Origin of the sequence: Bacillus sp. FJAT-25509 (genome assembly GCF_001420605.1) — a bacterium.
GTDB lineage: Bacteria > Bacillota > Bacilli > Bacillales > Bacillaceae_G > Gottfriedia.
Genome location: NZ_LJIZ01000004.1, coordinates 1 through 21732, shown reverse-complemented (window position 1 = coordinate 21732; position 21732 = coordinate 1). Strand labels below are relative to the sequence as shown.

Genomic DNA, 21732 nt, shown 5'->3' with positions numbered 1-21732 from the left:
ATATTCAATATTCTAAAAATCTATATTTAACTTACTATTATTCGACAATAAATTATTAATTCCCTTGTTCAACTAAAATGCCATTTACTTCAATAAAAAAAGCCACAAATTTGCAGCTTGATCTTCAACTATTGCATTAGTTAGTTAGTTAATTCAATTATATTTTAATTAGCTTTAGCAAAACGGTTTTGTATAACAAATGCGATAATAACTGATAACATTGTAATAATGAATGGAGATACAGAAGAACTTTCCACAAAAACAACCTCATGTGGCAATTTTGAAATATCACTCCATTGATTAGCTATATCAGGCTTATAAAATACCGTTAAAAGCATACCTAAGAATACATTTAAAGCAACAAATAATAGGATAAAACTTACTGAAAACAAAAGAATTTTTTTCATTTTTATTCTCCCTTAGTTACTCAATTTATTATATTCACTAATAAGATTTTCCTAAGATGATACTACTAACATTAACATATTTTTCCATTTTTAACTATATGTTTGCAAATTCCTTATTGAATTAATCTGCCATTTACTTGAATAAGAAAAAAGCCACAGAAGCAGCTTTGGGTTGTTCAACTAATGAACTGCTTTAGTTGAATAAGCATTCACATTTTACACTTGATATAACAATTTTAAAAACCTTTGAATAGTAAGTTACAAATAAGTAAAACCATCAGTAGGATGATAAAGAAAATTCCTTTTTTTTCAGGTACTTCTTTCTTTTCACGCATAATTCTTCTATATTTTGATTGAATTTCCCTTTGTTTATCTCCTTTTGTCATGAACAGTCTCCTTTAAATTGAGGGTTTATTTGTAGTAGTTTGACTACGATTAATCAAAATCAAGGTCTTTAAAACATTTAACATCACATTCACCTCTGAAATAATTTCCATTATATGTTAATTTTACCACTGGAATTAAATTCATTCTAGATACAAACAATGCAATTCTTATTCAACTAATCTGCCAGTTAGTTGAATAAGAAAATCAACAATCTACTTTAACAGAGCATAATTTAAAAAAGCATTTTAACATAAAAAGAAGCCGCTCCAACTCAAGCGACTTCCAATTATAATAAAATATTAAACTAAACTCTCCAAACGCTTATTTAATCGATTTCTCCAATCCTCAGCTAACTCAGGAACTTCCAATATCGCTTTTATTCCTTCAACGTTTTTTGGATTCTGGAAATAAATCTCGTTGCAATAAAGAACCGAAACTTCATTTTTTTGAGTTTCGATTAATTCTATTTTCGAATCTTTTCTGATTGTTCCCTCTTTTAATACACGACATAGGTAGCCTGTAAAACCAGTTTCTACGATTCTCTTAAGTGCTACATTCGTTCTCCTTGTAATTGTGTCACAAGGTATTCTACTTTGTGTAATTTGTATAATTGCATCCCCAATTTGGTAGACATCACCAATGCATACGTCTTTTTCTAACATATTTGTGACCGTAATATTTTCTCCGAATGCTGAAAGTGGTAAATTTATATTAAACTCTTTTTCCCAAAGTGCGTAGTGTTCATATGGATACACACATACAGCTCGATCTGGTCCACCGTGATGTTTTAAGTCAGCTACGCCATCACCTTTAAACCCTTCTTTTGATAAATAAACTTCTTCTATTCCTTCTTTACAAATTCCCGTTATCATTTCTTTGTTTTCGCCGTATTCCATTTTACTCGGTAATCCTACTGCAAGATTAATTAACTCAACTTTATTTTCCATACTTTCCACCCTCACTTTTTTAAGTTTCTAATTTTAAAACTGGGTTTTATTTTATGTATACTAAAATTTTGGAATAAAAAGGTAAAATACCCTACATACAGCATTATATACTATTTAATGATAATACAAATCTAAAAAATCATTTTTGTTTCACTTGTACAACTAACAGCATAATAAAAGAAATTAAGACCATTGAAAGCACCCATAACCAAGCCATTTTCATATTTCCAGCATCAATTGCTAAATAAATTGCGGTCGGGACGGTTTGTGTTTTTCCTGGTATATTTCCTGCAAACATAAGTGTAGCACCGAACTCACCTAATACTCTGGCAACGCTTAATATACTTCCTGACATAATGGCTTTTAATGAAAGTGGAATTGAGATCAAGAAAAAAACATTCCATTCACTTGCTCCACAAACTCGAGCTGCCTCTTCAATCTCATTGTCTACACTTTGAAATCCAGTTTTTGCAGATTGATACATAAGCGGAAATGCTACAACAATTGATGCAATTACAGCGGCCCACCAAGTAAAAACAATTGGCTGTTTAAATAACCATTCGATCATTTTTCCAACAAAGCTTTGTCTTCCGAAAATGACTAATAGTAAAAATCCAACAACTGTAGGAGGAAGAACTAAAGGTAACATTAAGATTGTTTCTAGAAGTGTTTTACCTTTAAATGATTTCATAGAGAGAATTCTTCCAGCTATAGTTCCTAATATAATAACGATAACTCCTGCCACAATCGTAACTTTAAGTGAAATCTTAAGGGGAATTAAAAACTCTTCTAACAATTAATCTCCTCATTTCAAAATCAACCATATTTTCATCTGTTTTTTAATCTTCTATGAAATTACCTTTTGACATTTCATTCATCAAAAAATCTATATAATTTTCTTCATCACAAAGATGGAAATATTGATAATCTTTCAATCTACCCTCTTCAATCTCAAAATGGCTGATCACACAAATAATATTCGTTAATGAATCGAGTAAATTTAGATCATCCTCACTTCTTATTAATACTACTTTTGGATAACTTTCCCTTTTATAACCTTCAATTAAAATAATATCAGTAGAGAAAAAGCGATATAATTCAATTGTTTTCTTTAAATCCCAATTGATAAAATTTGTTCTTAATTGCAAGACCCCATCACCTTCAACACTAGAAACGATAGCTCCAGCATCCAAGTGACGACTACTATCTTTACGATCTATTTCTAAATCAGGCGGACCGCCATGACCATGATGTTTTATAGTAGCAGCTAATAATCCTTGGTGATTGACCTGTTTAATGAGCTTTTCAGTAAGTGTTGTTTTCCCACTATTTTGAAAGCCTACTATTTGCAAAATGGAATAGTTCTTTTTCATCGCTCTCATTTCCTTTTTATTAAATACCTTTATTATAAGGAGCCTACTGAAAAAACACCATTAATACAAAAATCACTTTAATAGATTCTTGTATTGATGGTGGAGCAGTTTATTTAGATGACTATTTTCGTTTACTTTTACTTTCTTTAATTTTAATTCAGTAAAGTCTTTAGAAGATGTTCACTAAAAGTTTTTTTCTTTAAATTTTCTGATCATTGTTTTATGATAAGAAAAACGAAAATTAAGTTAAGGGGTATATGTAATGTCTAAAGTCATCCATGAATTTAATGACTATATACGAAAACTGCGTAAAGAATTATTTGGTAAAGGCCCTGAAAGAATCCATACTGTTTTTGTTGAAAATATGGCTGTTTCAACTTTGTATGGAAATCTTACACCTACTGAGCTATTTATCGCTCAAACTAATGAAGGGCGTGATATCGTACATAATGCTAGAACTAAGATGATTCAAGACGTTTATGCAAAAAATCATCCAGTTAAGTTAGAAGAAATCGTTGATGCTAAGTTTATCAATCTTTTCTCGGATATGAAAGTTGAAGAGGATCTTGCGATTTCAGTTTTTGTGTTTGATAAAAAATTGGAAAACTTAATTGATTAGATAGTAGAAGCTACTAATCAATTAAGCTTATGTTCCAATCTTATTTATGGAAAAAGTCGCCGCTTTTACCACCTTGTTTTTGAACTAAAAACGTTTCTTTTATGACCATACTTTTATCAACGGCTTTGCACATATCGTAAAATGTAAGGCCAGCGATACATACAGCTGTAAGTGCCTCCATTTCAACTCCAGTTTTCCCACTACATTTCACTGTCGCACGTATGATTAAATCATATCCATTAGGTGCCTCTACATATTCGAATGTAAAGTCAGTTCCTGAAAGTGCGATTGGGTGACACATTGGAATAATGTCAGAAGTTTTTTTAGCTCCCATAATTCCAGCAATTTGTGCAACATTTAGTGGATCACCTTTTTTAATTAATCCATTTTGAATTGCTTCATATAATTCCGTTGAAATCGAAATTGTACTTTGCGCAATTGCCACTCTTGTAGTAATTTCTTTTTCTGATATATCGACCATTTTAGGTCTTCCTTCTTCATTCCAATGTGAAAATTCACTCATGGGTGTCCCTCCAGGTAAGTCTTAAATTTGATCAATTAAATCCAGTCATTCGGACTATTTATATTCTTAAAGATGATATCGTCACTTGAAAATTGGACAGTCATTACATTCACTTCCCTGAATAACAACTGAACTTTTCGATTGTTTTTATCTAAAATCTCTTTCATTTTTTCGATGCAATTTCGATGATAGAGCGCAAATAACGGTTGAAGTTTATCGGATTGTATTGGGACGATAGCATCAACATTCGTATTTGCTGCCCTTTCGATCATATTTTTTACAAATTCAGCTTTAATGAAAGGTGTGTCACAGGCTAGGACAAAGTACCAATCTTTATTCGGTATGTTGGAAAATGCATTGTACATCGCATACAGAGGTCCTTGGTATTCTTTGGCTTCTCCTTCAATGACAAAGTCTAGATCATTTTTATTAAAATACGGAACTAGTTTTTCGTTCGTTGAAATGATAATCGGTGAAATCGAATTTTCCTTTAAGGCTTCTACACTATATTCATACAATAATTTGTCTTTATACGTTTCAAACATTTTTGGTTTACCATAACGGGATGACTTACCACCTGCTAAAACGACGCCAGCTATATTCATTGTCTATTTAATTCTTCAACAAAATGTTGGCATGTCGGTAAAATTAGTTTTGTCATTGCTAGATTTACGGCGTTCTTTGAACCTGGAATTACGTAGATTGCTTTATCATGAAAGCTACCTGCGATTGCTCTACTAAACATAGCCTTTGGACCGATTTCTGTATAACTTAATGAACGGAACAGTTCACCAAATCCTTGCATTTCTTTATCGAGCATTTTTGAAATTGCTTCATATGTAACATCTCTTCTCGTAAAACCAGTACCACCAGTTATGATCATAACTTGAATCATTTCATCTTCGCTCCATGATCTAACAATCGAATCGATCAATGCTATTTCATCTTTTATGATTTTATAATCTTGGACGATATGGTTTTGCTCGTCTAATAAAGCTTTAATTAGTTTACCGCTCTCGTCATTTTCAACAGTTCTAGTATCACTAACTGTTAAAACCGCTGCGTGAACAATCGCTTTTTCATTATGTTTATGCATCATTCTACCTACTTTCAAGCTTTATGAATTCCATCAGCCCCCACTTACTGGTGGAATAAATGCGACAGTATCTCCATCATTTACAATTTCTTCATCTGTTACAAATTCTTCATTTATAGCAGTCATAATCTGATTCAGTTGTGGTAAATCATAGTTACTCATAAGCCAGTCTTTTAACTCTTTTACGTTTATTCCATCTTTATCGGACACAGTTAATTCATCCGTTCCGGCTTTCTCACGTAAATGAGCAAATAATAAAACTTTAATCATCTTGATTCCTCCACACTTGGTTTTCCTTCTTGGTATGGTGTATTTTCCAATTGGTCACCGATCCACATCGTACCATCTTCCCAAAACTCTTTTTTCCAAATCGGAACAATTTGTTTAATTCGTTCGATTGCGTATTCATTTGCTTCATAAGCCACTTTACGGTGCGGAGAAGATACTGCAATCACAACGGCAATATCGCTAATCTCTAATCTACCTACTCTATGAGTAATCGCAACAATTGCTTCTGGCCATTTCCCGTGGATTTCATCACCAATTTGGGCAAGTTTTTTTACGGCCATTGATTCATATGCTTGATACTCTAGCGACAAAGTCTTTTTTCCTTTTGTTAACTCTCGAACTGTACCAATAAATACAGTAATTGCTCCTGCATTTCTACTTTTTACTTTATCTGAAACTTCCTCTACAACAATCGGTGTATCGACAATCTGAAATAATGTTTGTTCCAAGTAAACCACTTCGCTTTTCTTAAATTAATAGAGTTCTATTTATTTACTTATATGCAGGTATGAAATCATACCAAGGCCATTTACTTCCTTCATGGTCTTCTAATAATAATAAATCGACCGACATACCTTTTTCATATTTTCTAGTTCCTCCAGGTAAAACAATAAAAGCATCCGTATAAGCTAGTGAAGATACGGCGCTGGACTTATCAAAACCTGCTGGAATTGCTGTTAATTGACCTTCATGATAAACAATTTTACCTCTTACAAATCTTGTAAATGGATTTGGTTTTGGAAAGTTTTCTCCTAAAATTGCACTTACTCTTTTTAAATGTGGTCTTTCGTTAAATAAACAAGTTTGAATAATCGGTCTGACAAATAGCTCAAATCCAACAAAACAAGCGGATGGATTACCAGATAAACCAAATAATAATTTATTTTCAAAATGCGCTACTGTTGTTACACTTCCTGGACGCATTGCAATTTTATTAAATAATACCGTAGCTCCTAATCTTGCGTAAATATCTGGTAAATAGTCATAATCACCAACAGATACACCACCGGTAGTAATTAGAATATCCACTTGCTCTAAGGCATTTTGAACTTCTGAAAAACAAGTATCTAAATCATCGCTAAACTTCCCTAAATATTTAGGGATTGCACCTGCTTTATGAATTTGAGCGAGAACCATATAAGAGTTACTATTGCGAATTTTCCCAGGTTCGAGCGGTTCATCGACCTCTAAAAGCTCACTTCCTGTCGCAATGACTCCGATAACTGGCTTTTTCGCTACCGGAACTTGACTATATCCAAATGTAGCAAGTAATGCAATCACTCCTGGGTTGATTTCAGTTCCCTTTTTGACAAGAATATCATCTTTATGCGTTTCTTCCCCTTGGAATGAAATATTATCGCCTTTTTGATAGGAACGTTTAATTTCAATAAAGGTTTTACCTTCCGTTTTAATCTCTTTCGCTAATTCAAGCATGACAACGGCTGAACAACCTTGAGGTATTTGTGCTCCTGTCATAATACGAACGGCCTGCAATGGCGCTACTTCATTTGGAAAAACTGAACCAGCTCCGATTTCTCCAACTACTTCAAAGATTGTTGGATTTTCATTGCTTGTAAGAATAGTATCTTCAGCCCGAATCGCAAAACCATCATATGGAGAGCGGTCAAAAGCAGGTATATCCTGATCAGCTTTTAGATCATCGGCTAATACTCGTCCATATGCTAAATCGATTGATACTATTTCTTGTGATCCGTGTTTGGCAAAATCCATCACTTTACGAACTGCTTCTTCGATTGGTAGTGGTACTCGTTTTTCAACCATTCTATTCATCCTCTCTCTATTAACCTAATAAACGATAATATAGTTTTTTAGCTTCCTGTATATCATTTGTGCCATGAACAAAAACCCTACCGTCTTGAAAAACAACAAATCGATAATCTTCTATCTGACAAGAGATCAAATAAGGATTTCGTTGAACTTTCCCATGTTGTTTTAGTTGATTTTCTAGTTCATTAAAGTCGTAATTTTTAGTCATTGAAGGTCTGATTTGAACCGTATTTCGCCCACAAAGTGTACTTGTTTTCGTTTGATTTTCAAAGGATAAATAAGGATACGTCCTATTTGTTCCACATGAAGGACAATCATCTGATTTGAGTTTGTTCACTTTAAAGGAGAAATGTTGATTATTCCATAAATCAAATGTAAGGAATTTTGGATTAACCGCTGAATAGTCCTCAACTAATAGTTTTAATACTTCAGCAACCTGATATGCCGCCACTAATTGTACCGTAGGACTAATGACTCCTGCTGTGTCACATGTCACACCAGGTACTGGTAAACTTTTTAATATACAGTTTAAACAAGGCGTTTTACTAGGTAGAATCGTACAACACATACCAAAGCTCCCAACACAAGAGCCATAAACCCACGGAATTTCATATTTCTGTGATAAATCATTTATGATAAAACGAATATCAAAATTATCTGTTGCATCAATCATAACATCAGTGTCCTTCAAATGGACTTCCATATTATCTGCACTTGCATCCATTACTAGCGCATTGATGCTTACATCTGAATTTATTTTTTGGAGACGCTCTTTAGCGGCAATTACTTTCGGCAATTTCTCAAATGCATCTTCTTCGGTATAAAGCTGTTGCCTTTGCAGGTTACTCATTTCAACATAATCTCGGTCAATTAAAGTTAACTTTCCGATTCCAGCTCTAACAAGTGCCTCCGCGCTCGCACTTCCTAACGCACCTGCTCCAACAATTAAAACATGTTTCTTTCTAATTAATTCTTGTCCATTTTCACCAATCGGGGTAAAAAGCTGCTGACGTGAATAACGTTCTGACATAAGATATCCTCCATTAAAGAGCAGGACCTAGCGAAAGAGATAAAAAGTTTTCTCCGGGTATCCTCACCAATTTTTCTGCTTTTCTTGTTTTCTCTCTAATAAATAAAGCAGCATTAAGAAATCCTCATCATATAAGGAGTTCTGAATGCTGCTTAATTTCTCTGCTAAACGAACAGAGATACCAATCATCACTTTCTAATTTTTGGTTAGTGTATTATACAGAACTTGCATAAACTCCAAACCTTTTATTATTGGTAATGATTAACCACCTATATGTGACATTTCAATTTTATGTGATGATTTATCATTCATTTTTTTCGTATTACTTAATCGTTCATCTGAATACCGATCAGTTCGGTTACTCCATATCGAAAGAATCGTTTCTTTAATTTGTTCATCATCTTGGTTAGACCTTACCAATTCTTTTAGATCATAACCTTTCGATGCAAATAAACATGTATATAATTTTCCTTCTGCGGATATACGTGCCCTTGTGCAAGTCGAACAAAATGAATCGGTCACTGATGAAATAATGCCAATTTCATCATCACTATCTTTGTAACGATATCGATTCGCAACTTCTCCTACATAATTAGCTTCTGTAAATTCTAAAGGCATGACTTCATTAATCAGATCGATGATTGTTTGTTTTCCTACTACTTCATCGAGCCTCCAGCCGTTATAATTTCCAACATCCATATACTCAATAAAACGAAGAATATGTTTTTTCTCTTTAAAATATTGTGCCATCGGAATAATATCTTGTTCATTCTTGCCTTCTTGAACAACCATATTGATTTTAACCTTCATTCCGATGTCAGAAGCAGCTTGTATCCCTTCAAGCACAGACTGTACATTTCCTCGATTACCAGTCATAAAAGAAAATCGTTCTTCATTTAAAGAGTCTATGCTTACGGTCACTCTTCTTAAACCAGCTTCATATATATCTTTAGCAAACTTTTTAAGTAAAGTACCGTTTGTTGTTAAAGCGATATCTTCAACACCATCTATTTTATTTAATCGTTCAATCAGTTTAGGTAGATTTTTACGTAATAAAGGTTCTCCACCTGTAATTCTAATTTTTCTAACCCCTAAAGATACAAAAATACGCGTTAATCTTTCAATTTCATCAAAGGATAGAATTTTATCTTGTGATAAAAAAGAATAATCCTGACCAAAAATTTCTTCCGGCATACAATAACGGCAACGAAAATTGCAGCGATCGGTAACAGATATACGTAAATCCTGTAAAGGTCGATGATGTTTATCCAATGCAACATTTTTCATAACCATTGCCTCACTTCTTTTTATTTCATAAATGATCTGTTTTTAGTTTCTATTTCACAATACGCTTCGAATGAGTATATACATTAAGTGACTGATTTCGAATAAATCCAACAGTCGTAATACCTAATTCTTCAGCTAATTGAAGAGCTAATTCTGTTGGAGCTGATTTAGTTAGAATGACTTCACAACCAATTTTAGCTACTTTTAGTAAAATTTCAGAAGATAATCGCCCACTAAAAACAATTATTTTATCTGAAATACGAATATTATTTTTAAGACAATATCCATAAATTTTATCTAATGCATTATGCCTACCAATATCCATTCTATTCAAAACAATCCCATTTATTTCACATAAAGCAGCATTATGCACTCCGCCTGTTTCATGAAATAAAAATGCGGACTGTTGCATTTCATTCATTAATCGAAAACAATCCTGAAATGATAGTTGAACATTTACTTCTTTCATTTTTTTTGCAGTTAATGCATCATTTACAAAAACAAACCCTTGTCTACTCATTCCACAGCATGATGTAATATATCTTTTACTCTGAATATCTTTATAATATGGGTTAATATTCTTTGTTTTCACATGGACAAAGCCTTCTTTTTCTTGAAACCATATGTTTTCAATATCCTCGAATTTTCGGATAACCCCTTCGGATGCTAAAAATCCTACGACCATATCCTCGATATATTCTGGAGTACTGACCATCGTAACAAATTCTTGTCCATTGATTTTTACCGTGACGGGATATTCTGTGACAACGCTGTCTTCAATATAGTTTGTTTCACCATTTTCAAAGCGGAGAATTCTTCTTCTCACTTCAGTTGGTAGCATCGTTAAAGATTCCCTTCTTCCTGAACTATTTTTCATATCGTGTTTATTTAGGAAAATATTCATTAAGAGATAAACCTTTTAATTCGCTTTTTCATTAAAGGGTTCATCTCTTATTATTAATCTCTTTTCTATTAAATACAAATTGTTTTTTCTATTATTCTTTTAGACCTTTTCCCATACCTTTTAGAAAATTAATACCAAAACCAACGGCACGATTTACATCGGGATCTTTTAAAACTTTTACTAAATCAAAAATTCCGACTTTATCATCCTTTTCAAGATGCTTATTTCCTTCATCGATTCCTTTTGTTACGGAATTGATTAGCTTTGTAGTTAACTCTGGGTCTACACTTGAAAGTGCTCCAGCAGCTCCCATAATGTTATTGATGATATTCGTTACTGGCTCGCGGTTCATTTGTCCTAAAGCGATTTTTGTAATTTTCTCTTTAGATTGTAGCATTGAATTTGCAGCTTCAAGGACACCAGTATCATTTAATTCAGAAACGATTTTTAAAATTTTATTTAAGGAATCTTCATTTTCTGCTAATAAAAGCTTCAAATCCTCTAGTTTCTGTTGGTTTTGCTCTTCTTTAGTTGGTTCGTATTTTTGAATCGTCGTGATTGGTTGTGCCATCTTTTTCACCCTTTATTTTGTCGTTAAGTGGACGTATCCTTTTCGTTCCCATTTACGCTGAACCTCAACTCCATTTTGAGGATTTCGCTTTTTATTACGTGGGTTCGATTTTGGCAACGGACTTTCACCTTCTACACGTAATACTTCCATCCGTACTTTCGTTTGTTTATAAGCCGGTGTATTTGTACGGTGATCTTTAGCTGGACCTGTTAAGAAATTGATGGCAGATTCTTTATTTGTTGAATTCATCGGTAAGAACAACTCATTTTTTTGAACTCGGTCCGTAACTAGTGCTGGTAATTTCAGCGCTCCATACGGCGATACTAATCGAACTAGTGAGCCATCTTTAATGCCACGTTCATTCGCAAGCTCTGGTGAAACCTCTACAAAAATCTCAGGTACTTTTAATTGGATACCGTATGATTTATTCGTCATATTCCCTTCATGGAAATGTTCAAGCATACGACCATTATTAATTAATAGGTCAAACTCTTCAGGAAACCGGGCAGGTTCCATCCACTCAGCTAAAGCAAATCTCGCTTTTTTATCAGGGAAATTAAAACCATCCTTATAAAGCAGTGGCGTACTTGCTCCGTCTAAACTTCCCCAAAGGAAACTATCCCAGCCTTCCATCACTTCGTAACTAGCTTGTGAGAATAGTGGCGCTAAGCTTGCCATTTCAGCGAATATTTCACTTGGATGTTGATAGTTCCAATTTGCACCTAATCGGTTTGCAATTTCTTGGACAATCCACCAGTCAGCCTTCGATTCACCAAGAGTTGGTAATGCTTGATATAATCTTTGTACGCGGCGCTCAGTATTTGTAAATGTTCCTTCTTTTTCTAGTGATGGTGCAGCAGGTAAAATAACATCTGCATATTGCGCTGTTTTTGAGAAGAAGAGATCTTGTACAACAAAGAAGTGCAAATCTGATAAAACTTCATCTACATGGTTTGCGTTACAATCGACAAGCGCCATATCTTCACCAACTAAGTACATAGCTTTCATTTCGCCTTTTTCGATTGAATGAAGCATTTGGATATTATCTAGACCAGGTTTTCCTCCGATTTCAACGCCCCACGCTTGTTCAAACTTCATGCGGGCCATGTCATCCGTTACATGTTGGTAACCAGGAAGCCAGCCAGGAAGCGTACCCATATCACAAGCACCTTGTACATTATTGTGACCTCGTAGCGGATACGCGCCAGCACCAGGGCGTCTATAGTTTCCTGTTGCAAGCAGTAAGTTCGAAATCGCAGCAGATGTATCAGAGCCACCAGTGTTTTGCGTCACGCCCATGCCCCATAAAATACAAGTGCCATCTGCTTCATGAATCATTTCAGCTATTTGAATTAACGTTTCCTTTGAAATTCCAGTTACACTTTCGGCATATTCAAGCGTATATTTCTCAAGAACCACTTTAAAATCTTCAAAGAAATGAACATTCTCATAGATGAATTTTAAGTCATGCCAGCCTTGGTCAATGATATATTTGGTTACAGCCATCAACCATACTTGGTCTGTACCTTGTTTTGGTCTAATAAAGATGTCAGAGCGTTCTGCCATTTCGTTTTTACGAAGATCAGCAACAATTAGTTTTTGTCCATGTAGTTTATGTGCTCGCTTAACTCTTGTCGCTAGTACAGGATGACCTTCTGCAGGATTCGCACCGACGATGATAACTAGTCCAGCTTTTGCGATATCCTTTATTGTACCTGCATCTCCACCCATACCAACTGTGCGGAATAATCCATCTGTTGCTGGTGATTGACAATAACGTGAGCAATTATCAACATTATTTGTTTCGAATACTTGTCGTGCCAACTTCTGAATTAAATAGTTTTCTTCATTCGTAATTTTCGAAGATGAAATAAAACCTACAGAGCCTTTACCATATTCTTGTTTAATGGAACCAAGTTTACTTGCAACTAAATCAAGAGCTTCATTCCAGCTCGCTTCAACAAATACGCCATTTTTTCGAATTAAAGGCTTTGTAATTCGCTCTTTGGAATTTACAAAATCCCAACCAAATTTACCTTTTACACAAGTTGAAATTGCATTGACTGGAGCATCAGAGCTAGGTTGAATTTTTAAGATTTTACGATCCTTCGTCCAAACCTCGAATGTACAACCAACACCACAGAATGTACAAACTGTTTTTGTCTTTTTCGTACGTGTTTCTCGCATTGCTGCTTCAACTTCTGAAACTGCGAAAATACCACTATATCCTGGCTCTACTTTTTTTACTAAATCGATCATCGGATCAAGTAATTCGTCATTTAATCCAGTCATAAAACCAGCTTCACCAAGCATTGACTTTTCCATTAATGCATTACAAGGACAAATTGTTACACATTGTCCACAACTTACACATGAAGAATCATTAATCGAAACACCTTTATCCCAAATGACACGTGGACGCTCAGCTTCCCAATCAATCGATAACGTCTCATTTACTTGAAGATTTTGACATACTTCCACACACTGTCCACATGCAATACATTGATTTGGATCATATCGGTAAAATGGATGTGTTAAGTCTACTTCACAAGAAGCAACCTTTGGCTGATAAGGATACTTTTGGTGTTCAATCCCCATTTCCTCAACTGTATTATGTAACTTACAATTTCCATTGTTATTATCACAAACTGTGCAATATAATAAATGATTTTCTAATAAACGATCCATTGCTTCAGTTTGAGCTTCCTTCGCTTTTGGTGAAGTCAATTGAATATTCATTCCGCTCATTGCAACAGTCGAACATGAGCGTTTTAGCTCTCCATTAATTTCGACAATACAAGTATCACAAGTTTGAATTGGATCGACTTCAGGAACATAACAAATTTGCGGATGACTAATTTCATTATGATTAATGATTTGTAAGATTGTAGAACCTTGCTCTGCGATTACTTCTTTCCCGTCAATCGTGATTGTAACCATGTTATTTTTCACGGTTTTCCTCCCCTTTTTTCACATAAAAAAATCCACCATGAAATAACACATACCCGATAAATAGGTTTAATGTCTTCATGGTGGAATAGTTTATTAGCAAATCGTACTAACATACCAATCCATTTTTTGTTTACTAAATTGATAGAGTCATAACATTTCCCCATACTATGATTCCATCTCAATAAGTTTATTATAATCGTAAAATGATAATTAAACAATAGATTCACGATATGAAAGTAAAACGCTTACAATACTATTTATTTACTTACCGTTGATTTTAATTTCTCAGCATTTTGATTCAGTTTATTAACTGCCGCACTATACTCTTCTTCCAGTTCATATATAATATCGGCAATTGGACTGATTTTTGTAATTGCCCCAACACCATGACCAGCAGACCATATTTCTTTCCAAGCCTTTGCATTCGATTCATTTTTCATTCCATCGAAATCGACTTTATCTTTCTTTTTCAATGTTTCAGGATCAAGACCAGCCTTCACTATACTTGGAATTAACATATTCGCTTTAACACCAGAGAATGCATCAGTCAGGACGATATCATCTTGGGTTGCATCAACTAACATTTGACGGTATTCATCATTTGCTAAGCTTTCCTTCGCAACAATGAACCGTGTTCCCATATAAGCTAAATCAGCACCCGCAGCTTGTGCAGCCAATATACTTTTACCAGTTGAAATACCACCTGCTAACACAATAATGCCGTCCCAGAACGTACGAACACTATCAACGAACGCAAATCCATTTAAATTTCCAGCATGACCACCAGCACCTGATGCAACTAAAATAAGTCCATCTACACCAGCCTCTGCAGCTTTTTTAGCAAACTTCATATCACTAACATCTGAGAATACTAGTCCGCCATAACTATGTACAATATCAACCACTACTTTCGGAGAACCTAATGAAGTAATGACAAGTTCAGGCTTATGTTTTTTCAACAGCTCAAGCTCTTCTTGTAATCTACTATAAGAACTATGAACGACTATATTCATTGCCCATGGTGCAATTTTACGCTCCGGCTCATTTGCGCGCGCCAAAGCAAGGTGATCATTTAATTGACCCATCCATTGATCAAGCACCTCAATCGGGCGAGCATTCGGTGCTGGAAATGACCCAATTACACCATTTAAACATGCTGCCTCTACTAGCTCAGGACCAGAAACTAAAAACATAGGTGCAGAAATAGCTGGCACCCTCAGTTGACTCCACCATTTTTCAGGAATTTGTTTACTCATTTACTTATCCCTCTTTTCTTTACGGAATATTCAGATTATTAATAATGATACATTAGTAAACTATTATTTTCAACTCTGTCTCATTCAAAAATGCTACTTTGAAAGGTATATCTAATAGCCAGGCTACTAAACTTGATATACAAATATAATATAGTGAATAATAATTTAAGAGTCTTATAAACTCAATACACTAATAGATTCGTAAATCTAATAATCTTATACTTCAATAGTAGATAGAAAAATATTATTAGAATTATGGTGAACCATTATATAATAAATTTACACTTTTTAGTCCAAGACATTCTCTTAGCATGTTCAAAATAAAAAAAGGAAATAATTTCTACATCAAAACAAATTGTGACAAAGTTCTACCAGAGAAAATTGTAGAATAGTCACATATAAGTAAATAATGTAATATAATTGTAATATTCTAATCTGAATTTCAGTAAACATTGATAGATGGACTACTTGGTTATGGGAGGAATTGTTTTGGAAAGTACTTTAAATGTAAAAGGAAATAATATTCAACAAAGAAGATCATTTAAACGGTCTTTGCCTTGGCATTTCATTTTGATTGGCATCATTATTATTATTACACTCATCATTGTGTTCAGCTATCGGGCTAACCATTTTAATGCTCAAATTAAAGTAAACGGCATAAATTTAGGTGGACTGAATGCTGACCAAGCATTAAAAAAATTAAAAACTAGCGAACTTAAAAACATCGTTTATGTTGGCGACCAGAAAATCTTGGATGGAAAAGATACAAAAATGAACTTTACGGAAAATGATCTGCCGGCTATTAAAAAATTAGTAAAAAACCAAAGAACGTTTTTTCCTTCTTCAAAAGAAAAAAATTATTCTTTAGTGCCGAGTAAACGAGATGAAGATCAAATTCAAACTATGAATAAACAGATTGAAGATAAGCTTCTCACTCTTAATAAGAGCTTAAAAGCTCCAAAAGATGCAACTGTTCAATTGAAACAAGGTAAAATTATTGTCTCTAAAAGCATTAGTGGTGAACAATATGATGTCGATCGTCTATTAAAAGACTATAAGGGACAAGAGTATACTAGTATAATCCGTCTAAAACCTGTATACATACAACCAATTAAAGAAGACAATCAAATTGTGAAAAATGAAAAGAAAAAACTTCAAGAACTACTAGGGCGGACAGTTCAGTATAAAGTTCAAGATAAAGTATATTCTTTAAACGCGAGTGAATTAATTCAAAATGCTTCTGTGTCAAAGGATATGAAAGTTACGATCGACTCTAGTAATCTTAAAAACAAGATTGCTGAAGTAAATAATACTCAATCTACATTAAATAAAAATTTTACATTTAAGACACATTCGGGATCTGTCATCTCAGTTAAAGGAGAAGGCTATGGCTGGGCATTAGATGTTGATAAAGAATCAACACTAGTTCAGCAGGCTTTTGAAACAGGAGAAAAATCGATCACTCCTACTAATATTATCGGAAATGGCTGGAACAATGAAGGTTATGGATATAATACGACCACGAACAATGGGATTGGCGATACATATGCTGAAGTGTCGATTTCAGAACAGCGTATTTGGCTTTATAAAAATGGCAAATTGGTTATCACAACGAATGTCGTTACTGGTAAACACGTCACCGGTGAAGATACTTCAAAAGGAGTTTGGTATATCCTTTATAAACGTACACCTTCAATCCTTAGGGGATCACATGTAGGTCTTGGTTCTTATGAAGTTAAGGTTGATTATTGGGCACCATTCACGAACAGTGGTCAAGGTTTCCACGATGCTAGCTGGCGAAGTAACTGGTCAAGCAATGCCTATCTAGCTGCAGGATCCGGTGGTTGCGTCAACACTCCACCTAGTCTAATGAAAACAGTCTATGATAATCTAAGCACATATGAACCGGTAGTTATCTACTAAACTCGAATAGCAAAATAAAAACACTGAAACCTCTTACTTTTATCGTTTCAGTGTTTTTTTTATTAGTTTAATATCGTTACTTTTACTTGTTTTCTACCAAACTTAATCGCATCCTGTTTATTTGGTATAAATACATCGATTCGATTTCCCTTGATAGCTCCACCAGTATCTCCGGCAATTGCTACACCATAACCTTCTACATTCACTTTACTTCCTAGTGGGATTACACTTGGATCGACGGAAATGACTTTTGTATTTGGATTCTCTTTTAAGTTGATTCCAGTAGCAGTAATACCAGTACAACCTTTACAAGAAGCTGTATAAGCAGATGCTTCCATTGTTATTACTTTTAAACCAGCTGAATCATTTGTTTTAGATGCACTCTCTTTTGATGTTGATGCATCTTCTTTTGTTGCTGGTTCACTTTCCTTTGTTACTGGTGTACTTTCCTTTGTTGCTGGTACACTCTCTTTTGTTACTGGTGCACTTTCTTTTGTTGTTGGTACACTCTCTTTTGTTGCTGGTGCACTTTCTTTTGCTGCTGGTACACTCTCTTTTGTTATTGCTGCGCTTTCTTTTGTTGATGGTACAATTTCCTTTGTTTTAGGAACATCTTCTCTTGATGAAGCTGCAGCTTTTGGAGATTCTTGTACTGACTTCACTGTTGAAGTAGTTTTAGAATTTGTTGCTAGATTTGTATTTTTCATTTCTGAATGAGCTATATTTTTTACGCCTTCAAAAATTTTCAGGTTTAATCCAGGTTGAATTAGATCCGTATGTATATTGTTCCATTCTTGAATTTGCGATACTGTTACATCATGATTTTGTGCAATATCCCATAATGTATCACCTTTTATAACTTCATAATGTTTTTCTGGTGTAATGATTAGTTTATCACCAGGATGAATTAAGTCTCCATTTAGCCCGTTTAACATTTTAGTATTTTCAACGGTTGTATTTTTTGCCCGTGATAGATCCCATAGATTATCACCTTTTTTTACTGTGACAGTAGCAGCTTGTACATTAGCACTTACAGATACTGAGAGTGCAGCAGCTGCTAAAATGGTTGTAACTTTAACTTTGTTAATCATTTCTTTTTCCCCTCCAGGTTCCTTTATTTGCTAATTTTCACTAATCGTAACATAGATTTTCCTCAAAAAAAGTAACAAGGAGATGTTAAATCATTTCCTTTCATCGCATGTTTATTACAGGTATTTAACTAAAATTACTGAGCAAATACCAAAAAAAAGGGATTTTTCTCCAACTCTTATCAAAGTAAATTGCCCATATTACTAGGCATTTAGCCCTTCCTCTTATTTGTAATGACTATTTCAAAATCTGAGAAAGGAAATTACATAAATTACAATAGATAAACAATTTCTACAATGTGTTTTTTTCTAAAGGCTCTGTTTGAGTAGATTGTTGACTTTTTTATTCAAGTCAATGGCCTGTTAGTTGCATATTAAATGTTATAATAATTCAGATATATCTATTTATTTGATGTTAGAAAGGATTACTAACATGTGTAAAAGCTTAATTAATAAAACCTCAGAAGATTCGTTGTTTAATGAACTAGCGACTCAGGAACAGTTAGAAGAAATTAACGAAAAGTTTAATCTGGAAATTACAAATGAATTAGCTAATATTTTAAAAGAAACAAATGGATTCGATTGTGGAGGCGTTAGATTTTGGCCTTTGAATGACATAATAGAAGAAAATATTGAGCGAAGAACACTAGAAGTTTATAAAGATTGTTACATGAATTTCGATATTTTATTATTTTTCGCGGACGCTGGAAATGGTGATTTTTTGGATTTTTAATCATTAACGATCACATACAAAAAGATGATATCTATGTATGGAATCATGAAGACGATAGACGAACACGGATTGCACCATCATTAGAGGAGTTTTTTATTTGGTGGAGTGATGGTTCAATTAGTATTTAATTCTTAATTAATAGAAAGACCTGTGAAAGGAATAGTTGCTTTGAAGAGAATTATTGTTAGTGTATTACTTTTAATAATACTAGTGGTTGCATACGTTGTTTTAATAAAACAAAAATCGCCAATTGAAACGGGTAGAATCGTTCCGAGTGATAATGGAAAAGAAATAGCGATCGAAATTGGTAATATAGGTTTAAGTGATATTCATCTAAATAAAATATTGATAAATAATGAAGAAGTTCCTAAAAGAACAAAGATTCGAGTTGGAGTTGGATTTCAAGAGTATGATAGCTCCAAGGTATTTGATTTTGAAAAACAACATACTAAAGTTCAATCAATCGTATTAAAACCAGATATATCACCTAAAAATTTGATTAAGAAGCAATATCAAGGTACGGCATCAGCAAAAGATAAAGTATACGAGCTCAGCATATTACATAATAAAAAAATAAATAGAATTACTATAAAATATCGTTATCTAGGCGTTTCTTTTGAGCGAGTAATTAGAATAGCTTAACTAACTTGCATTAAATGAACAACCTCAAGCTGCTTCGGTGGCTTTTTTCTTATTCAAGTAAATGGCAGTATAGTTGAACAAGAATTTAATTATATCTTGAATCATTTTATAAAAACTTTTTGGAAATTCTACTTCAACTTGTAAACGAATATCATTCTAATGAGACATATTCAAGAGCAAGAAGGGGTGATAGCTTTGATTCAAAAACTACTGCTTTCAATGGATCAAATGATTTCCATTATTCAAAATGGATTAGAAAAAAAGAACTCTCCAAAGCATGTAACCATTATAGGTGCAGGAATTTCTGGTTTAGTTGCTGCATCACTTTTAAAAGAAGCTGGACATCAGGTTACCATTATTGAAGCTAATAACAGAATAGGGGGGAGAATTTACACCAAAAGGGAACCTTTTATTAATAATCAATATATAGACCTCGGTGCAATGCGTATACCTTCTTTTCATTATTTAGTTATTGAATATATAAAAAAATTCAATTTACAAGTAAATGAATTTATTAATAGTACTCCTAATGATCTGATTTTCATCAATAATGTATTAACAAACCAAAAAAATTATGAAGCAAATCCAGACCAATTAAACTTTAAACTAACCTCAAGTGAACAAGGAAAAACTGCAACAGAATTACTCTTATTAGCTGTTGGACCAGTTATTGATTTTATTAACCAAGATCCTGAGAAGAACTGGGATATCGTTATTAAATTGTATGATCATTATTCGATGGCAAACTTTTTAAAATATAACCCTGTTGGCGTATCACTATCAACTGAAGCAATCAATTTGGTAGAAGCTTTTGTTGGATTAGAAGGATTTTCTGAACTTGCATTTACTGCAATATTAAGAGAAGTTTTAGTACTCCTAACAAAGGATCTAAAACTTTATGAAATTACAGGGGGAACAGATCATCTTATTAATGGATTTTTACCACAGCTTAAAGATGACATTGTTTCTAATCAAAGAGTAAAAAAAATTATACAACAAGAATCAAGTGTAACAATCTATACAGAAAATCAAATACTTAGTACTGAGCATCAATTGTCTAGCGATTTTGTTATTTCAACAATTCCTTTTTCATTATTGAATTTTGTAGATTTACTTCCGTTTGAGTCTATTTCATATGAAAAGAGAAAAGTTATTAGAAAGATACATTATGCTAATTCAACTAAAATAGGTCTTCAATTTAAAACGAGATTTTGGGAAAAATATGGATTATATGGCGGGAAAATAACGACTGATTTACCAATCAAGTTTTCATATTTTCCTAGTCATGGTCAAGGGTCGTCGGTCAGTACGGGGATTATGTTAGCTAGTTACACATGGGAAGATGATTCTAGTATCTGGGATAATATGACACAACAAGAACGTATAAAAATTGCTTTGAATGATCTTTCGTATATATTTGGAAATGAAGTGTTTTCGGAGTTTTTAATAGGATATTCTCATAATTGGTCTGATTTTCCTTATTTTGGTGGAGCTTTTGTCATGTTTAAACCCGACCAGGTAAAAGAATTGGGTCAATATATTAGTACTCCAGAAGGGAGAATTCATTTCGCAGGATCACACTCGTCTACTACACCAGGTTGGATGCAAGGTGCGATTGAAGCTGGAATTAGAACAGCTTATGAAGTTAATAGTAGATAAATTAAATATTATGGAATACCTTATTCAACTACCATGAAAATAAACTTCTGAAAAATGAGTAAAAAGGCAACACTAAATAGAAGCAGCTCATTCGTTTTTTAAAAAAGTGTAGCTACTCATTATTAGGTGATATATGGACTGATCTAATAGACTAGGAGGCTTCTGTTATATTCACTGTGTAACCTAAGTTTTCTAGTCTTCGTACAGAATGGCGGACAATAGATTCTTGTCTTTGCTTATCAAAGTAATCTTCTCCTAG

General features: G+C 33.7%; 22 protein-coding genes and 1 pseudogene. 5 read left to right on the top strand and 18 right to left on the bottom strand.

All coding sequences use genetic code 11. From position 1 onward, the window contains the following. Nucleotides 1-164: 164 nt before the first annotated feature. The 5 genes from AN960_RS03815 to mobB form a co-directional block, all read right to left on the bottom strand. Nucleotides 165-407: a hypothetical protein gene (locus tag AN960_RS03815; RefSeq protein WP_056467121.1), complete on the bottom strand. Its 243-nt coding sequence runs from the start codon at nucleotides 405-407 to the stop codon at nucleotides 165-167. Between the two features lie 236 nt (nucleotides 408-643). Further along, entirely contained in the window at nucleotides 644-793 is a 150-nt protein-coding gene (locus tag AN960_RS24330; RefSeq protein ID WP_156339613.1) for a hypothetical protein, read from the bottom strand. Nucleotides 794-1093: 300 nt separating this feature from the next. After that, nucleotides 1094-1741 (bottom strand): MOSC domain-containing protein, encoded by a 648-nt coding sequence (locus AN960_RS03810; protein ID WP_056467117.1) that lies wholly within the window; start codon nucleotides 1739-1741, stop codon nucleotides 1094-1096. A gap of 139 nt (nucleotides 1742-1880) precedes the next feature. After that, nucleotides 1881-2537 (bottom strand): molybdate ABC transporter permease subunit, encoded by a 657-nt coding sequence (modB, locus tag AN960_RS03805; RefSeq protein WP_056467114.1) that lies wholly within the window; start codon nucleotides 2535-2537, stop codon nucleotides 1881-1883. Between the two features lie 43 nt (nucleotides 2538-2580). Further along, complete coding sequence (gene mobB, locus AN960_RS03800) at nucleotides 2581-3114, bottom strand: molybdopterin-guanine dinucleotide biosynthesis protein B (RefSeq protein WP_056467111.1); 534 nt, start codon at nucleotides 3112-3114, stop codon at nucleotides 2581-2583. Nucleotides 3115-3376: 262 nt separating this feature from the next. On the opposite strand from mobB, the gene AN960_RS03795 reads away from it, so the two are divergent. Then, nucleotides 3377-3733: a Na-translocating system protein MpsC family protein gene (locus AN960_RS03795; RefSeq protein WP_056467108.1), complete on the top strand. Its 357-nt coding sequence runs from the start codon at nucleotides 3377-3379 to the stop codon at nucleotides 3731-3733. A gap of 40 nt (nucleotides 3734-3773) precedes the next feature. Here AN960_RS03795 and moaC read toward each other — a convergent pair whose 3' ends face one another. From moaC to AN960_RS03735, 12 genes are all read right to left on the bottom strand, one after another. Continuing rightward, nucleotides 3774-4256 carry a cyclic pyranopterin monophosphate synthase MoaC gene (moaC, locus tag AN960_RS03790; protein ID WP_056467105.1) on the bottom strand — a complete coding sequence of 161 codons (483 nt, stop codon included), beginning with the start codon at nucleotides 4254-4256 and terminating at the stop codon, nucleotides 3774-3776. A 35-nt stretch (nucleotides 4257-4291) separates the two neighbouring features. Further along, nucleotides 4292-4861: a molybdenum cofactor guanylyltransferase gene (locus AN960_RS03785; protein WP_056467102.1), complete on the bottom strand. Its 570-nt coding sequence runs from the start codon at nucleotides 4859-4861 to the stop codon at nucleotides 4292-4294. Continuing rightward, complete coding sequence (locus tag AN960_RS03780; RefSeq protein WP_056467099.1) at nucleotides 4858-5352, bottom strand: MogA/MoaB family molybdenum cofactor biosynthesis protein; 495 nt, start codon at nucleotides 5350-5352, stop codon at nucleotides 4858-4860. The genes AN960_RS03785 and AN960_RS03780 overlap by 4 nt, the downstream gene beginning before the upstream one ends. 33 nt (nucleotides 5353-5385) lie before the next feature. Next, nucleotides 5386-5622, bottom strand: coding sequence for a molybdopterin converting factor subunit 1 (gene moaD / locus AN960_RS03775; RefSeq protein WP_056467097.1), 237 nt, complete (start codon nucleotides 5620-5622; stop codon nucleotides 5386-5388). Next, nucleotides 5619-6089 (bottom strand): molybdenum cofactor biosynthesis protein MoaE, encoded by a 471-nt coding sequence (locus AN960_RS03770; protein ID WP_056467094.1) that lies wholly within the window; start codon nucleotides 6087-6089, stop codon nucleotides 5619-5621. The genes moaD and AN960_RS03770 overlap by 4 nt, the downstream gene beginning before the upstream one ends. 43 nt (nucleotides 6090-6132) lie before the next feature. After that, nucleotides 6133-7422, bottom strand: a complete 1290-nt coding sequence (locus AN960_RS03765; RefSeq protein ID WP_056467091.1) for a molybdopterin molybdotransferase MoeA — start codon at nucleotides 7420-7422, stop codon at nucleotides 6133-6135. Nucleotides 7423-7441: 19 nt separating this feature from the next. Next, nucleotides 7442-8458 carry a molybdopterin-synthase adenylyltransferase MoeB gene (locus tag AN960_RS03760; RefSeq protein WP_056467088.1) on the bottom strand — a complete coding sequence of 339 codons (1017 nt, stop codon included), beginning with the start codon at nucleotides 8456-8458 and terminating at the stop codon, nucleotides 7442-7444. 261 nt (nucleotides 8459-8719) lie between these two features. Then, on the bottom strand, nucleotides 8720-9745 hold the full coding sequence (moaA, locus tag AN960_RS03755; protein WP_056467085.1) for a GTP 3',8-cyclase MoaA: 1026 nt from the start codon (nucleotides 9743-9745) through the stop codon (nucleotides 8720-8722). A gap of 49 nt (nucleotides 9746-9794) precedes the next feature. Then, on the bottom strand, nucleotides 9795-10586 hold the full coding sequence (fdhD, locus tag AN960_RS03750; protein ID WP_056467124.1) for a formate dehydrogenase accessory sulfurtransferase FdhD: 792 nt from the start codon (nucleotides 10584-10586) through the stop codon (nucleotides 9795-9797). Nucleotides 10587-10740: 154 nt separating this feature from the next. Then, nucleotides 10741-11220 (bottom strand): helical membrane plugin domain-containing protein, encoded by a 480-nt coding sequence (locus AN960_RS03745; RefSeq protein WP_056467082.1) that lies wholly within the window; start codon nucleotides 11218-11220, stop codon nucleotides 10741-10743. A gap of 12 nt (nucleotides 11221-11232) precedes the next feature. Continuing rightward, nucleotides 11233-14160, bottom strand: a complete 2928-nt coding sequence (gene fdhF / locus AN960_RS03740; protein WP_172795389.1) for a formate dehydrogenase subunit alpha — start codon at nucleotides 14158-14160, stop codon at nucleotides 11233-11235. 269 nt (nucleotides 14161-14429) lie between these two features. Beyond that, a complete protein-coding gene (locus tag AN960_RS03735) occupies nucleotides 14430-15428 on the bottom strand; it encodes an NAD(P)H-dependent flavin oxidoreductase (protein WP_056467076.1) in 999 nt (332 codons plus the stop codon). A gap of 459 nt (nucleotides 15429-15887) precedes the next feature. On the opposite strand from AN960_RS03735, the gene AN960_RS03730 reads away from it, so the two are divergent. Continuing rightward, entirely contained in the window at nucleotides 15888-17351 is a 1464-nt protein-coding gene (locus AN960_RS03730) for a L,D-transpeptidase family protein (RefSeq protein ID WP_502692493.1), read from the top strand. A 62-nt stretch (nucleotides 17352-17413) separates the two neighbouring features. Here AN960_RS03730 and AN960_RS03725 read toward each other — a convergent pair whose 3' ends face one another. Beyond that, the gene (locus tag AN960_RS03725; protein ID WP_056467070.1) at nucleotides 17414-18442 is read right to left on the bottom strand and encodes a LysM peptidoglycan-binding domain-containing protein; all 1029 of its coding nucleotides are present in this window, start codon (nucleotides 18440-18442) and stop codon (nucleotides 17414-17416) included. 409 nt (nucleotides 18443-18851) lie between these two features. On the opposite strand from AN960_RS03725, the pseudogene AN960_RS03720 reads away from it, so the two are divergent. From AN960_RS03720 to AN960_RS03710, 3 genes and pseudogenes are all read left to right on the top strand, one after another. Further along, nucleotides 18852-19300 (top strand): annotated as a pseudogene (locus AN960_RS03720) (SMI1/KNR4 family protein). A gap of 40 nt (nucleotides 19301-19340) precedes the next feature. Further along, nucleotides 19341-19814, top strand: a complete 474-nt coding sequence (locus tag AN960_RS03715) for a hypothetical protein (protein WP_056467067.1) — start codon at nucleotides 19341-19343, stop codon at nucleotides 19812-19814. A gap of 195 nt (nucleotides 19815-20009) precedes the next feature. Further along, complete coding sequence (locus AN960_RS03710) at nucleotides 20010-21473, top strand: flavin monoamine oxidase family protein (protein ID WP_353611571.1); 1464 nt, start codon at nucleotides 20010-20012, stop codon at nucleotides 21471-21473. Nucleotides 21474-21732 lie beyond the last annotated feature (259 nt).